Origin of the sequence: Pseudomonas sp. Sample_20 (assembly GCF_004307585.1) — a bacterium.
GTDB lineage: Bacteria > Pseudomonadota > Gammaproteobacteria > Pseudomonadales > Pseudomonadaceae > Aquipseudomonas > Aquipseudomonas atacamensis.
The window spans coordinates 60718-75150 of record NZ_RCOA01000043.1 but is presented as its reverse complement, the minus strand read 5'-3'; the positions used below and the strand labels follow the sequence as shown (position 1 = coordinate 75150).

Annotated in this window: 11 protein-coding genes and 2 tRNA genes; 8 read left to right on the top strand and 5 right to left on the bottom strand. The window is 58.9% G+C overall.

The genetic code is table 11. The features are described 5' to 3' along the window. Positions 1-4 precede the first annotated feature (4 nt). Positions 5-81 (top strand) — tRNA-Arg (locus tag D8U70_RS11135). A gap of 19 nt (positions 82-100) precedes the next feature. On the opposite strand, the gene D8U70_RS11130 is transcribed toward D8U70_RS11135, so the two are convergent. Then, the gene (locus D8U70_RS11130) at positions 101-613 is read right to left on the bottom strand and encodes a cell envelope protein SmpA (RefSeq protein ID WP_130928887.1); all 513 of its coding nucleotides are present in this window, start codon (positions 611-613) and stop codon (positions 101-103) included. A 321-nt stretch (positions 614-934) separates the two neighbouring features. Here D8U70_RS11130 and mgtE point away from each other — a divergent pair, with 321 nt between their 5' ends. Then, a complete protein-coding gene (gene mgtE, locus D8U70_RS11125; protein WP_016773597.1) occupies positions 935-2377 on the top strand; it encodes a magnesium transporter in 1443 nt (480 codons plus the stop codon). A gap of 135 nt (positions 2378-2512) precedes the next feature. Here the strand turns inward: mgtE and D8U70_RS11120 are convergent, their stop codons facing one another. After that, positions 2513-2839 (bottom strand): Arc family DNA-binding protein, encoded by a 327-nt coding sequence (locus D8U70_RS11120; RefSeq protein WP_003178899.1) that lies wholly within the window; start codon positions 2837-2839, stop codon positions 2513-2515. A 388-nt stretch (positions 2840-3227) separates the two neighbouring features. On the opposite strand from D8U70_RS11120, the gene phnN reads away from it, so the two are divergent. Continuing rightward, the gene (gene phnN, locus D8U70_RS11115; protein ID WP_122746821.1) at positions 3228-3797 is read left to right on the top strand and encodes a phosphonate metabolism protein/1,5-bisphosphokinase (PRPP-forming) PhnN; all 570 of its coding nucleotides are present in this window, start codon (positions 3228-3230) and stop codon (positions 3795-3797) included. Here the strand turns inward: phnN and D8U70_RS11110 are convergent. Together D8U70_RS11110 and D8U70_RS11105 are read right to left on the bottom strand one after the other, a co-directional pair. Further along, positions 3772-3951, bottom strand: coding sequence for a PA3371 family protein (locus D8U70_RS11110; protein ID WP_016773599.1), 180 nt, complete (start codon positions 3949-3951; stop codon positions 3772-3774). The genes phnN and D8U70_RS11110 overlap by 26 nt on opposite strands. 20 nt (positions 3952-3971) lie before the next feature. Beyond that, a complete protein-coding gene (locus D8U70_RS11105) occupies positions 3972-4205 on the bottom strand; it encodes a hypothetical protein (protein ID WP_122612073.1) in 234 nt (77 codons plus the stop codon). 298 nt (positions 4206-4503) lie between these two features. On the opposite strand from D8U70_RS11105, the gene D8U70_RS11100 reads away from it, so the two are divergent. After that, positions 4504-4580, top strand: a tRNA-Arg gene (locus tag D8U70_RS11100). 75 nt (positions 4581-4655) lie between these two features. On the opposite strand, the gene D8U70_RS11095 is transcribed toward D8U70_RS11100, so the two are convergent. Beyond that, positions 4656-8792 carry a CheR family methyltransferase gene (locus D8U70_RS11095; protein ID WP_130928886.1) on the bottom strand — a complete coding sequence of 1379 codons (4137 nt, stop codon included), beginning with the start codon at positions 8790-8792 and terminating at the stop codon, positions 4656-4658. 394 nt (positions 8793-9186) lie between these two features. Between D8U70_RS11095 and D8U70_RS11090 the strand changes: the two genes are divergently transcribed. The 4 genes from D8U70_RS11090 to D8U70_RS11075 all read left to right on the top strand — a co-directional run bounded on the left by D8U70_RS11090 (position 9187) and on the right by D8U70_RS11075 (position 14373). Beyond that, complete coding sequence (locus D8U70_RS11090) at positions 9187-10791, top strand: tetratricopeptide repeat-containing response regulator (RefSeq protein WP_122704204.1); 1605 nt, start codon at positions 9187-9189, stop codon at positions 10789-10791. Further along, positions 10788-11480: a HAMP domain-containing sensor histidine kinase gene (locus D8U70_RS11085; RefSeq protein WP_039757863.1), complete on the top strand. Its 693-nt coding sequence runs from the start codon at positions 10788-10790 to the stop codon at positions 11478-11480. The genes D8U70_RS11090 and D8U70_RS11085 overlap by 4 nt, the downstream gene beginning before the upstream one ends. Before the next feature lie 199 nt (positions 11481-11679). Then, complete coding sequence (locus tag D8U70_RS11080) at positions 11680-12921, top strand: glutamine synthetase family protein (protein WP_177433962.1); 1242 nt, start codon at positions 11680-11682, stop codon at positions 12919-12921. A 69-nt stretch (positions 12922-12990) separates the two neighbouring features. Beyond that, on the top strand, positions 12991-14373 hold the full coding sequence (locus D8U70_RS11075; protein ID WP_071173273.1) for an MFS transporter: 1383 nt from the start codon (positions 12991-12993) through the stop codon (positions 14371-14373). Positions 14374-14433: the final 60 nt, after the last annotated feature.

The following is a 14433-nucleotide window of genomic DNA, read 5'->3' as shown; positions in this document are numbered from 1 at the left end:
AAATGCACTCGTAGCTCAGCTGGATAGAGTACTCGGCTACGAACCGAGCGGTCACAGGTTCGAATCCTGTCGAGTGCACCATATACCAAGAAGCCCGCGTTTAACGCGGGCTTTTTGCTGTCCGGGATTTGGCTTTTCCCTTCACACAGCCTCTTTCATCAAAATCAATTTGAGCACTGCGGCCTCGCTTGAGGTCGTAACGATAGCTCGTCGTCGACGTGCGCGTGTTGATCTTGTCGGGTTTGCCTAGTGCGCTTTCGACGTCCCGCTGGCTCATGCCGGCAATCACCCGCCGGTTGATGATTGCCTCGCGCCGCTGTCTGTTGTCGATCAGGTTTCCACATTTGTGTTCGGTGCCGCCGACGATGCCCGGTTCGCGTCCGCTGTCTTTCATGCCGGTCACTGCTTCGTGATTGAACTCCGGCATGATTGCGACCCAGCCAGGTGAGTAGGGGTGAACCTCCTGAATTGAGAGTTGCTCGCCTGTTGCGCAGCTCATCGATGTGAAGGTGACGCTGCCGTCAGCGGCCTGGCAACGATGAAGTGTGGTGGCGTTGGCAGGCGTGGTGTGGAGCAGGACGGTCAGTAGATATAGCGCGGGTTTTGCTGGCATTCGATGTCCTCCATGACGATCTAAGCTCAAGGGTAGTCGCTGCTTTTTGCGTTGCCGGTGTGTTTTCTTTTCAAGATGAGTCGTCGCATTTGCACGGGTCAGGCAGGTGCTCAGGTTTGTTTCGCAAGCGCTTGTTTCAGCCGTGATTTTTTCAACGTTTTAAACCGTCAGGCGTGTATCATTGCGCCCGTCAGCCCCGCCGGGGCTTATGGAAAACCTCCATGGACTTACCCAGTAGTTGTTCAGTAAACCGTTTCACCAATCATGAATTGACTGATTGATCCTTCCGGCGTGCCCCGCTGCTGGGAGTGGAGTTCGCCTATGTCCGAAATCGAAGTAAAGAAAACACAGGAAAGCCTGCAGGACCGCCTGGCTCAGGTCGTCGAGTTGCTGCAGCGCCAACGTGTCGTTGAAGACCTGACTCATCGCCAGGAAGGTCCGCACCACGACCGCGTGGAAAACCTGGTTCACCGGCAAAACCTCGTCGAGCTGCAACGCAAGCTCGATGATCTGCACTCCGCCGACGTCGCCTACATTCTCGAAGCCTTGCCGCTGGACGATCGTCTGACGCTCTGGCAACTGGTCAAGGCCGATCGCGACGGCGACATTCTTCTCGAAGTATCCGATTCCGTCCGGGAAACGCTGATCGCCGACATGGACGATCACGAGCTCCTGGCTGCGGCCAAGGACATGGACGCCGACGAACTCGCTGACCTGGCCTCCGAGCTGCCACGCGACGTTGTCCATGAGCTGATGGAAAGTCTGGATAACCAGCAGCGCGAACGCGTGCGCTCGGCCCTCTCCTATGACGAGGATCAGGTCGGTGCGCTGATGGACTTCGAGATGGTGACGATCCGTGAGGACGTCAGCCTTGAAGTGGTTCTGCGTTATCTGCGTCGCCTCAAAGAGCTTCCCGGTCATACCGACAAACTTTTCGTGGTCGATTACGACGGCGTGCTCAAAGGTGTGCTGCCGATCAAGCGTCTGCTGGTCAACGATCCGGAGAAGCAGGTCGCCGAAGTGATGGCCAGCGATCCGGTCAGTTTCCACCCGGACGAAGATGCCTACGACGCCGCTCAGGCATTCGAGCGTTACGACTTGATCTCGGCGCCGGTGGTCGACAAGAACGGCAAACTGATCGGCCGTCTGACCATCGATGAAATGGTCGACCTGATCCGTGAGGAAAGCGAAAGCGAAGTCCTCAACATGGCCGGTCTGCGCGAAGAGGAAGATATCTTCGCCTCGGTATGGAAATCCCTGCGTAACCGTTGGGCGTGGCTGGCGGTGAACCTGATCACTGCATTTGTAGCATCACGGGTGATCGGTCTGTTCGAAGGTTCGATCGAGAAGCTCGTGGCACTGGCGGCGCTCATGCCGATCGTGGCGGGTATCGGTGGCAACTCCGGTAACCAGACCATCACCATGATCGTGCGCGCCATGGCGCTGGATCAGGTCAGCACCGGCAACACCTCGCGCTTGATGCGCAAAGAGCTGGCGGTCGGTTTGATCAACGGTCTGGTCTGGGGCGGGGTGATCGGTGTGGTCGCGTACATGCTCTACGGCAGTTGGTCACTCGGCGTGGTCATGACGGCAGCGATGACGCTCAATCTGTTGCTGGCGGCGTTGATGGGCGTGTTGATCCCGATGACGCTGGCGAAAATGGGTCGCGATCCGGCGATGGGCGCCAGTGTGATGATCACCGCGATGACCGACAGCGGTGGCTTCTTTATCTTCCTCGGGTTGGCGACAATCTTCCTGCTCTGATCTTGTGCAATGAAAAGCCCGTCAAATCGACGGGCTTTTTTGTGCCTGCCACACTCAATTGCCAAGCGGCCATCTGTCATATTGCGGGCAAAAAAAAGCCAGCAATCATGCTGGCTTCAATATGTTCGGTATAACTCAGGACGCGTCTGCGGCCATTTCTGCGTCGTGTGCGATCAGCGACACCAGGGCGTTCTGCTGACGGTGCGACAGCTGACGGAAGCGTTGCAACAGCTCGCGCTCGTGCAGCGACAGCTCCGGGCTGTCCAGGCGCATGCTCAGCTCTTCGCCCAGTGCGCCTTCCTGAATAAGACTCTGCTCAAGGCGCGCAATGATCTCGGAGTTCATGCTGCGATGATGATTGCGAGCCACCTCGGCAATGCGTTCACGCATTCCGTCTGGCAGACGTACGACAAACTTGTCAGCCGTACGGCTGGAATAAATTGCCTGTTTCAATGGGCGCATATATTTAACCGGTTAGTTCAGGGGAGCGGTTCTCGGGATTGGCCGCAGGATGTGTGGTAGGACAAGCATCCGGACCAATTGGTTCAACCTGAATTGTTAAGAGGCCGGCATCATGCCTCAAAATTGCCAGATCATTGGCGTCAATTCTGTGACAAATATTGAGCCGGGTAAAGGCGTAATGCCAGCACCAGTTGTCAGAAATGCGGACTGGTTGGAAAACTTTCCATCCTTGCGTATCGCTGCCCGCTTTCGAATGCATATCCGTTGATGCCCGAAGACTTCAGAACGTGCATGCTATGCGGCTCGCTGTTCTTGATCCCTATGTGTACAGGATAGTGGCAATTTGCCGATTTACTAGAGGCAGGACCCGTCGGAGGGCGTTTTCGGGATGGATGGCAAGCTTTTTTACCTGATGGGGCCGTCCGGTTCGGGCAAGGACAGCCTGATCGATGCATCGCGTGAGCCACTGCGGGCGTTGAACTGTGAAGTAATGCGTCGGGTGATTACCCGCTCGGCGGAGTCCGTCGGCGAAGATGCAATTGGCGTGACGCCTGAAGAATTCGAACGGCGACAGCACGCCGGCGCTTTCTCCTTGGCCTGGCAAGCCAACGGCCTCTCCTACGGCATTCCAAGGGAAATGGATGAATGGTTGCAAGCGGGCCGGCACGTACTGGTTAACGGGTCAAGAGCGAACCTGCGTCAAGCAATGGAGAAGTATCCAACCCTGGTGCCGATTCTGCTGACAGTCAACGATGAGGTCCTGCGTAAGCGCTTGCTCAGCCGTGGTCGGGAGACCCCTGAGCAAATCGATGCGAGGCTGGCTCGCAATGCGTTGTTCAAAGACCGAAGATCCAGCGACAGCCCCGTTCATCAGATCGACAACTCTGTTGACCTTGCTATCGCGGTCTCTTCGTTATTGGAATTGGTTCGGCTTAACGCAGAACCGGATCGAACTTGATCTTGCGCCCTGCAATCAGCGCCAGCACAAACAGCACCGCAAACACGCCACAGCCAACCAGAGGCAAGGTGACTTCCGTCTCCTCGAACAGCGCCAGGTGGGTAACGCCACTCAGTAAAGCGAGGATCAGAAATCCTGTCGCCGATTTGGACATGTTGTACTCCTGAAGATATTTCAAAAAACCAGACGTTCGGTGGTTGGCGCCGAGGCTAGCTCAGGCTCGCTGACCATTTGTGTAGAAGCGTCGCTGCGATCACTCAACACTGCCCACTGCGGCGCTTTCTGCACTTGCAAGTAATGCGGCATGCGCTGCGCCACTGGCTGCTCAACGTCAGCCTTGGGAAAAAAATGTGATCCGAGCAAGACAGCCAGAGCCGCTGCGTTTGCAAGCAAGAGGGTGCTGTTCATGGCACGACGCTCCAAATTGTTCTTTTTGATAGAACAGGCATAGCAGTCGCCGTGCCAACAGTGTAACGGCTGATAAGTCCTTTAAAAACAAGGGTTTGGTATGTTTTTTCCGGCGACGCTGATTGCAATCTGCAATGACCGCATTTCCGCGCAGTGCAATTTGCCCGGTAAAAGTTCCCGCAATCTTCCAGGGCGCTTGCCTACACTTAAAAAGCCCTACGGACGACATGACAAAACAGGGGCTGGCCGTTAACATGCACGCCGTCTGTCGCACCGTGTTCAGGTCGCGTCGATCAGTGTCTCAGTAGCTCAATTGGATAGAGCATCCCCCTCCTAAGGGGAAGGTTGCAGGTTCGAACCCCGCCTGGGACACCACCTCTTCAAAAAACAAAAAGCCCCGTCGCACTCACTCGTGCGACGGGGCTTTTTGCGTTGGAGCGCTGGCGAGCTTTACAGCAACTCCGAACGGCGCAACGCCTCGATGGTTTCAATCAGGTCGTCGTACGCCACCGGTTTGCCCAGATGCTGATCGAACCCGGCCTCCCGGGATTTCTGCATGTCGCTCTGAGTGCCATAACCGGTGAGGGCGATCGCTGGTACGTTTTTCACCAGCGGCAGTTTGCGCAGGGCAGCCATCAGTTCATAGCCGGTCATGACCGGCATGCCGAGGTCGGAGATGATCAGATCGTAGCGCGTGCTCTCAGCGGCTTTCAGCGCTGCCACGGGATGGTCGAAGGCCGTTACGTCGGCGTCTTCCATCTCCAGCAGCAGCTTCAAGGTTTCCAACACTTCCGGAGAATCGTCGACCAGCAGAATGCTCAAGCCATCGAGCTTGCCGGAAACCGGTTCAACCTCGGCTGTTGCAGCGGTTTCTTCGACATCAGTCGACAGCGGCAGGCGAACGGTAAAGGTACAACCGGCGCCGAGCCCCGGCGAATCAACCTTCACCGTGCCGTGCTGGGCTTCGGTCAGTTGCCGCACCAGTGACAGGCCGATGCCCAAGCCTTCACGTTGATGGTTGGTGTGCTGTTTTTCCGCCTGGCCGAACAGATCGAAGACGTGTTCGAGGTTTTCCGCAGCGATGCCGACGCCGTTATCCTTGACGTCCAGTTGCGCCATTTTCCCGCTCTTGCTGGCGATCAACTCAATGCGCCCGCTCGGTGGTGTGAACTTCAAGGCATTGTTGACCAGATTCCAGATGATCTGCTCGACCCGTGTCGGGTCGGCATGAATGATCAACGGTGCTTCAGACAATTGCAGGTCGATCCGCGTGGCATGCTGCTCATTGAGCACTACCGTGTGGATGTCACGCAGAACCGCGCTCAGATCGACACGCGCCAATTGCAGTTTGAGCTTGCCGGTGCGCACCCGTGCTACATCAAGCAAGTCGTCGATGATCCGCGCCTGACTGTTCACCGCATCGCAAATGGTGTTGACCGCTTTGGTCGCCGGTCCGGCGGTGCGGATCATTGGCAAACGGCGCAACAGTTCGGCGTTGAGCTGAATCAGGTTGAGCGGGTGCTTGAGTTCGTGGGACATGACCGCGAAGAACTCATCACGCAGGGACACCGTATTGCGCGTCTGCGCCAGTTCCTTGCTCTGTTCATCCTGCTGGCGCTTGTGCCCGGTCAGGTCGCGGGCGATTTTCACATAGCCTTGCAAGCGATCGCCGCTGAGCAGGGTGACCTCGCCGCTGCAGAAGAAACGGCTGCCATCCTTGCGCACATGCCAGCGCTCATCCTCCGAGCGCCCGTGCTGACGAGCCGTGGACAATTCACTTTCAGCCATGCCGGCAGCACGGTCTTCGGCTGTGAAGATGAAGTCGTAATACTGACCTTCGGCCTCGTTTTTGCTGTGGCCAAAGATCAGTTCAGCGCCTTTGTTCCAACTGGTGATCGAACCCATTTCATCGAGGATGATAATCGCGTAATCACGCGTACTCTCAGCGACCAGACGCATGCGTTCCTCGCCCAGGCGCAGCTCTTCCTCGGCTTCGCGGCGCTTGCTGATGTCGATGAAGGTCAACACGGTGCCGTCGATGTGGTCTTCGCTGGAGCGATAAGGCAGCAAGCGGGCGATGTACCAGCGGTTATCGGTACTGTTGACCTCGCGTTCGATCATGTTCAGCGATTCGAACACTTGCGCCGCGTCCTCGGTCATCGCCGGGTAATTCAGGCGATGGGTGATATCCAGCAGTGAACGGCCGGTGTCTACCGGCAACATGCTGAAGATGTCGGTGGCGCGCGGCGTGAACCATTTGATGCGCATGCTGCGATCGACGAACACCGTAGCAATGTCGGTAGAAGCGATCAGATTGGTCAGATAATCGTTGATCTTGTCGGTTTCTTCGACTTTGGTCTTCAGCTCGTAGTTGACCGTCAACAGCTCTTCATTGATTGACTGCAACTCTTCCTTGCTGGTCTCGAGCTCTTCGGTGGCCGAGCGCAGTTCTTCGTTGATCGCCTGCATCTCCTCGTTGGAAGCCTTGAGCTCTTCGCTGGAGATTTCCGACTGTTCGATGGTGTCCTGCAAATGCAATTTGGTGCGTTGCAGCTCACGTTCGAGGTTGGAGAGCACCTGGCTTTCAGTCTGCAGCACCGTGGTCAGCGCCTGCTCGTGCGCGTCGATCTCCGTTTCATCGAAGGTCACCAGCACGCACTCGCTGTCGAAGTCGTCGTCCTTGTATGGCTGCGCAATCAGCGTGATGCGGTACTGACGCTCCTCGCGCTTGAGCAGCACTTCACGCGAGCGCACGGTGAGGTTGCTTTGCTGCACCTGGAACAGCGTCGTGCGGATTTCCAGGCGCAACTCCGGCAGGATCAGCGTCAGCAGGTTGCGTGACAGCTCGCCGCCTACATGCCGCAGGAAGCGCCCGGCGGCTTCGCTCATGTGAAGGATATCGGCGTTGGTGTCGACGATAATGCTCGGCGGGGCGAAGCGTTCTATGGCGCGGCGGTGGATATCGGCAAACGACAGCTTGACGGGCTCGATGGCTTTCGATGGCGGTCGGGAAACGCTGGTGCGCATATAACCGCCACGCGGCATGGTCGGGGTGCGGCGGCTGTTCGCCGTACCAGTCTTGGCGCGGAAGATGCGGTTGCGCTTGTCCACTGGCGCGAACAGTTCATGGCAGGCATCGGCGCTTTCCGAGGTGCCGAGAAACAGGAAACCACCCGGTCGCAGGGCAAAGTGGAACATCTGCAGGATTTCCCGCTGCACCTCGCGATCCAGGTAAATCAGCAGATTGCGGCAAACGATCAGGTCGATCTGCGAGAACGGCGGATCGGACAACAGGCTGTGCTTGGCGAACAGCACTTTCTCGCGGATTTCCTTGCGGATCCGGTAGTGGTCATCGTCTTTGACGAAATAATGCCGAAGGCGTGTTGGCGGTACGTCGGTGACGATGGCTTGCGGATAGGTGCCGGCGCGGCCAGTGGTGATCGCGCGTTCGTCGATATCGGTGGCGAACACTTGCAGGTTGGCCTTGCTGCTTTGTACCTGCATCTGATCATCGAGCAGGATCGTCAGGCTGTAGGCTTCTTCGCCGGTCGAGCAGCCGGCAGACCAGACGCGCAGTTCTTCTTTTTCCGACGAGTCGGCAACCGATTGCACCAGTTGCGGCAGCACATCGCGCTCAAGGGCTTCGAAGGCTTCGCGGTCACGGAAGAAGTTGGTCACGCCGATCAGCATGTCGCCGAGCAGGGCCTTGGATTCTTCCGGGGTGTTTTGCAGGTAGTCGTAATAGGCGCTGAGGTCAGACTGGCTGGTGACCTGCATGCGCCGCTCGATGCGGCGCAGCACGGTGGCGCGCTTGTAGTGTTTGAAGTCATGGCCGGTGCTGCTGCGCAGGTACAACAGAATTTCATGCAGGCGTTGTTCGGCGATCGACGCCTCGTGTTCGTTTGCAGGCTTCAAGGCTTTCAAGTCGGGATCATTGGCGCTGGGTAATTTGATGTTCTGAGAGTTGCGCCACAGCTCCATCAGTTTCTGCGGCATCTCGACCACTGGCAGTATCAGATCGACCATGCGCGTCTCGATGGCGGCGCGCGGCATGCCGTCGAACTCGGCGTCTTCCGGCACTTGTACCAGCGTCACGCCACCCTGTTCCTTGATTCGCGACAAGCCCACCGCACCATCGGAACCGGTGCCTGAAAGCACCAGGCAAAAAGCCCGCTCGCGATGCACATCGGCCAGATCGCGGAAGAACAGGTCAATGGCAGTGTGGCGCGCTTGCGGTGAGCCAGCGGGGCTGACGCGCAGGTAGCCGTCATTCATCGTCAGCGAGTGCGCCGGAGAAATCACGTACACGCAGTTCTTTTCGATCGGCACCGGCTGCGTCACTTGCAGCACCGGCATGCGCGTCGATTCCTGAATGATCTGGTCGGCGATGCTCTGGTGATCGGGCGACAGGTGCAGAATGATCACGAACGCCATGCCACTGTCCTTCGGCATATGCTCGAAAAACAGCTTGATTGCTTGCAGGCCGCCCGCCGAGGCGCCGATGCCCACCACGGGGAAATTCAGGTGGCTGGGGGTCAGGTCCTTGCGTTCGGGCGCAGAGGGCGAGGCAGGGGTTTTCGAGGTCATCACTTCGGCCTTTTTTGTGGCGGTACAAGCGTATCGCGGACGTCCGGGGGCGCAGGTAATTGAGCAGAATAAACCTCATTTGCGGATCTGCCTGCACTTTTGAAGGACAAATGTGCTGCCTGTGTTTTTGACATCCGGCGAACGACGACCGTGCCGATTATTTTGCCGGTGTGATGATCGGTTGTCAGTGGTTGTTAATTTCGATCCTCAGACGCTTCGACAATCTCAACGAAGAATCTTGAGCAGCACCCTCAGGCCCCGGGATTTTTGGCCGATAACCCGAACGGTGAGTTCAAACTCCAGCGAAATCGCTTGATGGCGCATGGCCTCCGGCTATCATCTGCGCGCCTGAAATCGCCTCGGTTCGTTTTCTTCAATTGCCTGGAAATCCTCGATGTCGTCGTATCACCAAAAAAGCTTTCTGATCGTCGATGATTTTTCCGATTTCCGCAGTTCCGTGCGTTCGATGTTGCGTGAGCTCGGCGTCAAGGATGTCGATACTGCCGACACTGGCGAGCAGGCGCTGAAGATGTGCTCGCAGAAGTCCTACGATTTCATTCTTCAGGACTTCCACCTCGGCGACGGCAAGAAGAACGGCCAGCAGGTGCTCGAAGACCTGATGTCGGAAAAGCTCATCAGCCACGAAGCCGTTTTCGTCATGGTCACCGCCGAGACCAGTCAGGCGATGGTGCTCAGTGCGCTGGAGCATGAGCCGGATGCGTACCTGACCAAGCCGTTCAACCGTTCCGGGCTGGCCCAGCGCCTTGAGCGTCTGGAGCAACGCAAGACGTTGCTCAAACCGATTCTGCAGGCCCTCGATCGCGGTAAGCCGGTCGAGGTGCTCAATGCCTGTATTGCCCTGTGCAAACAGGACATCCGCTACTCGCCGCTGTGCCTGCGCTACCGCGCCGATGCGCTGCGCGACATGAATCAGAACGAAGCGCTGGAGCGACTCTACGACGGCATCATTGCCGACCGTCCGTTGCCGTGGGCCTTCGCTGGATTGGGCAAATTATTGTTCAAGCGCGGGCAGGTCTCGCAGGCCAAAGAAGTTTATGAAAAAGCCTTGAAAGTCTTTCCGATGATGCCGGCGCTGTATGACGGCATGGCCGATGTGCTGGTGGCCGAAGGCGACAGCAAAGGCGCGCAGCGGGTGCTGGAAGAAGCGATCCGTCTGTCGCCGCTGGCGGTGCGCCGCCAAGCTTTGCTCGGCAAATTGGCCATGGCCAACGAAGATTTCGAAACCGCCTCGCGGGCTTATCGTCAGGCCGTGGCGCAGGGCGCGCAGTCGCGTTTCAAGGACCCGGAAAGCAATCTCGGCCTGGCTCATGCGCTGATCAGCAAGGGCAGCGATCGCGGCCTCGACACGCGCACGCGGCTGGAGATCAACACTACGCTCAGTGCCGTGGCCAAGGAGAACCCGAGCGATCCCGGCCTGCAAATTCGCGCGCGGCTGATGAAGGCCACCAGCCTGTTGCTCAACGACGCCGAAACCGCCGACAAGCTCACCGAACAAGCACTGATGCGCCTCGATGGCATGGAGCAATTCATGAGCCCCGAGGCGGCGTTGCTGGTGGCCAAGCAGTTGCAGATGCTCGGTCAGGCCGAGGCGGGCACTTCGATGCTCAAGAGCTGCGCGGAGATTTACGGGGATGACCCGGCGGTGATGAAAGACATTGCCAAGCTCACCGACGATCCGACGATTCTCAGTTCGAGTAACGCTGCGGCCGATCTCAACCGCCAGGGCGTGCGCGTGTACAAGACCGGCAATCTGGTCGAGGCCCGCGAGGTGTTCCGCAAGGCGCTCAAGCTGCAACCGAAGAACATCAGTATTGCGCTGAACCTGGCCCAGTCGCTGCTGCACGGCACCGACACCCGTGTGCCGTCGGCGGAGCTGGAAGAATGTCGGGCCTGCCTGAAACTGGTGGGCCTGATGCCCGACACCGACGCGCGGTTTGCGCGTTATCAGAAGCTGAAAAGCAAGGCGTTTGGCGAATGAACCCAATTGATCCGGCGCTGGATTTTTCCACGGTGATTGCCTCCACCGTCCACGACATGAAGAACTCCCTGGCCATGCTGATGCAGGCGCACAGCCAATGGCTGGCGCGTCTGCCGAAAGAGCTGCGCGACGGCTCGGAGCAGGGCGTGATCGACTTCGAGTTCGCCCACCTCAACGGCATGCTCGTGCAGTTGCTCGGGCTGTACAAACTCGGCGTCAACCAGTTGCCGCTACAGCCGGCCTATCACGAACTCGACGATTTCATCGAGGCGCAACTGGCCGCGCATCAGGAAGTGTTTGCCAGTCGCGGCATCATCGCCACCTATGAAGTCGATCCGTTGAGCCCGCTGGGTTTCTTCGATCGCGAGCTGATCGCCTCGGTGCTCGGCAACTGCATCAACAATGCGATTCGCTACGCCCGCGAGTCGTTGCTGATTACCGTCAGCGACGAAGCCGGGCAACTGGTGCTGAGCATCAACGACGACGGCGACGGCTATCCGGCGCAGATGCTCGAGCGTCAGGCCGATTATGTGCAGGGCATCAATCACAGCAGCGGCAGCACCGGGCTGGGACTGTATTTCGCCAATCGCATCGCCGCGCTGCATCAGCGCAACGGCGTGGAAGGGCGCACCGAAATCAGCAATGGCGGGCCGTTGGGTGGTGGGGTATTCAGCCTCTACCTGCCGTGACAGGCTTTTTGTTTGACGCTGCTTGATATTCCGAACAGCCGCAGCCTATTTTGTCCGGGTCGCCGTTCGCGGCTCGCACAACAACAAGGATTGCGTCATGACAACCGATGGCCAGGGTTCACTCGCGCAGCGATTGACCGGCATTGATGAGATTGAATGTGTCACCCCGGATCTGAACGGTGTGCCACGGGGCAAGGTGATGACCGCCGAGGGTTTTCTCGAAGGGCGGCGTTTGCAGTTGGCGCGGGGTGTGCTGCTGCAATGCATCATGGGCGGCTATCCGCCGGCGCGGTTCTACGGCAGCGATGACGGCGATCTGGCGCTGGTTGCCGATCCTGCGCAGATTCACCGTTTGCCCTGGAGCGACGAGCCGCGCGCCATGGCGATTTGCGACGCCGACGAACTGAGCGGGGAGAGCTCCAGTCTCTCGACCCGTGGCCAGCTCAAAGCGGTCATCGCCCGTTACGCCGCGCACGGTCTGGCGCCGGTGGTGGCGACCGAGCTGGAATTTTTTGTCTTCGCACCCAATACCGATCCGACTCAGCCGTTCCGTCCGCCGGTGGGCCTCGACGGCCGCCGCGAGGATGGCCAGTCGGCGTTCAGCGTCAGTTCCAACAACGGTCTGCGGCCGTTCTTCAGCGAAGTGTATAAATGCATGGCCGCCCTGGGCCTGCCGCGCGACACCTTCATGCATGAAATGGGCGTCAGCCAGTTCGAGATCAATCTGCTGCACGGCGACCCGCTGCTGCTGGCCGATCAGACGTTCCTGTTCAAGCACCTGCTCAAGGAGGTCGCGCTCAAGCATGGCCTGAGCGTAGTGTGCATGGCCAAACCGCTGGCGCACACGCCGGGCAGTTCGATGCATATTCACCAGAGCATCGTTGAGATCGGCAGCGGCAAGAATGTCTTCACTGACTCGAACGGCGAGCCGACGTCGATGTTCCGCCACTTCATCGGCGGGCAACAGGCAGGCCTCGCCGATTTCACCGCACTGTTTGCGCCCAACGTGAATTCCTATCAGCGCCTGTGTCATCCGTACGCGTCGCCGAACAATGCCTGTTGGTCCCATGACAATCGCGCCGCTGGCTTGCGTATTCCCGCCAGCTCGCCGGTCGCACGTCGGGTCGAAAATCGTCTGCCGGGCGCCGACGCCAACCCTTATCTGGCCATCGCCGCCAGTCTGGCTGCGGGTTTGCACGGCATCGAACAGGAACTGGAGCCGAGCGCGGCAATCCAGGGAGAATTCGCCGTGCCGGATAATCTGGCCTTGCCGTGTACCTTGCACGCCGCGCTGGAGCGTCTGAAACGTAGCCAGTTGGCGAGGGAACTGTTCGGGTCGGAGTTCATCGAAGGCTACATCGCTTCGAAGACCATGGAGTTGACCAGCTTCTTTGATGAAATCACTCCCTGGGAGCGCCGTGTGCTGGCCGCCCAGGCCTGACGTATCGCTGCTGCCGGGCTGTCGATCTGACCGCCCGGTATTTACTGCAAGGAGCCGCTCGGAACGCCGATGCGCCAAATCTGGAAATCCTTTCGAGCGCTGTATTTCGCCTCGCTGATGATGTTGATCGGCTCAGGCCTTCTTTCTACTTATCTGGCTTTGCGTCTGGCTGCCGACAACGTCGACGGGCTGTGGGTCGGTGCGCTGATGGCGGCCAACTATTTCGGTCTGGTGCTGGGCGGCAAGATCGGCCATCGCCTGATCGCCCGGGTCGGGCATATCCGTGCCTACTCGGCGTGTGCCGGGATCGTCGGCGCGGCGGTGCTCGGCCATGGGCTGGTGGACTGGCTGCCGGCGTGGCTGGTGCTGCGGACGATCGTCGGTCTGGGCATGATGTGTCAGTACATGGTCATCGAGAGCTGGCTCAACGAGCAGGCCGATGCCAATCAGCGCGGGCTGGTGTTCAGCGGTTACATGATCGCTTCGTACCTGGGCCTGGTGCTGGGCCAGCTGATTCTGGTCATGCACCCCGGCCTCGGCCTGGAACTGCTGATGCTGGTGGCGCTGTGCTTTGCCCTGTGTCTGGTGCCGGTGACGCTGACCCGACGGATTCACCCGGCGCCTCTGCACCCCGCGCCGATGGAGCCGCGCTTCTTTATCAAGCGTGTGCCGCAATCGCTGAGCACGGTGCTCGGCGCCGGTCTGATCATTGGTTCGTTCTACGGTCTGGCGCCGCTGTATGCATCGCAACAGGGGCTGACGACCGAGCAGGTCGGTCTGTTCATGGGTAGCTGCATTTTTGCCGGTCTGCTGGTGCAGTGGCCGTTGGGCTGGTTGTCCGACCGTTATGACCGCGCGCTGCTGATACGCTGCTTTGCCGGGTTTCTGGCGGTGGCGGCGCTGCCGTTGGCGATCATGCCGCAGGTGCCGCTGGAGGTGCTGTTCGTCGTCGGTTTCTTCTGTTCGCTGGTGCAATTCTGCCTGTATCCGCTGGCGGTGGCGTTTTCCAACGACCACGTCGAAGGCGATCGCCGCGTGTCGCTGACCGCCATGCTGCTGGTGACTTACGGCGTCGGCGCGAGCATTGGGCCGCTGCTGGCGGGCGTGCTGATGAAGTTTCTCGGCAGTCAGAGCCTGTATGCGTTCTTCAGTTTCTTCGCGTTGGTGCTGGTCTGGCGGATTCGTCCGAAAGCGGTCACCAACCTGCATCAGGTCGACGACGCTCCGCTGCATCACGTGGCGATGCCGGACAGCATGTCGAGCTCGCCGCTGGTGGCGGCGCTTGACCCGCGTGTCGATGAGCAGGTGGTGCAGGAGCAGATGGTCCAGGACCCGGCGCCGGTCACTCCTGAGCCTGAGCCCGAAGCGCAGCCGGAAGCAGTCGTTGAAACCGAACTGGACAGCGGCAATGACGATAAGCCTGCGCCGGATATCAGCGGTGGCAGGCCCTGAATCGAAGGTAAACATCGGCGCATAAAAAAGGGCAGTCCTGTGCGGGACTGCCCTTTTTAT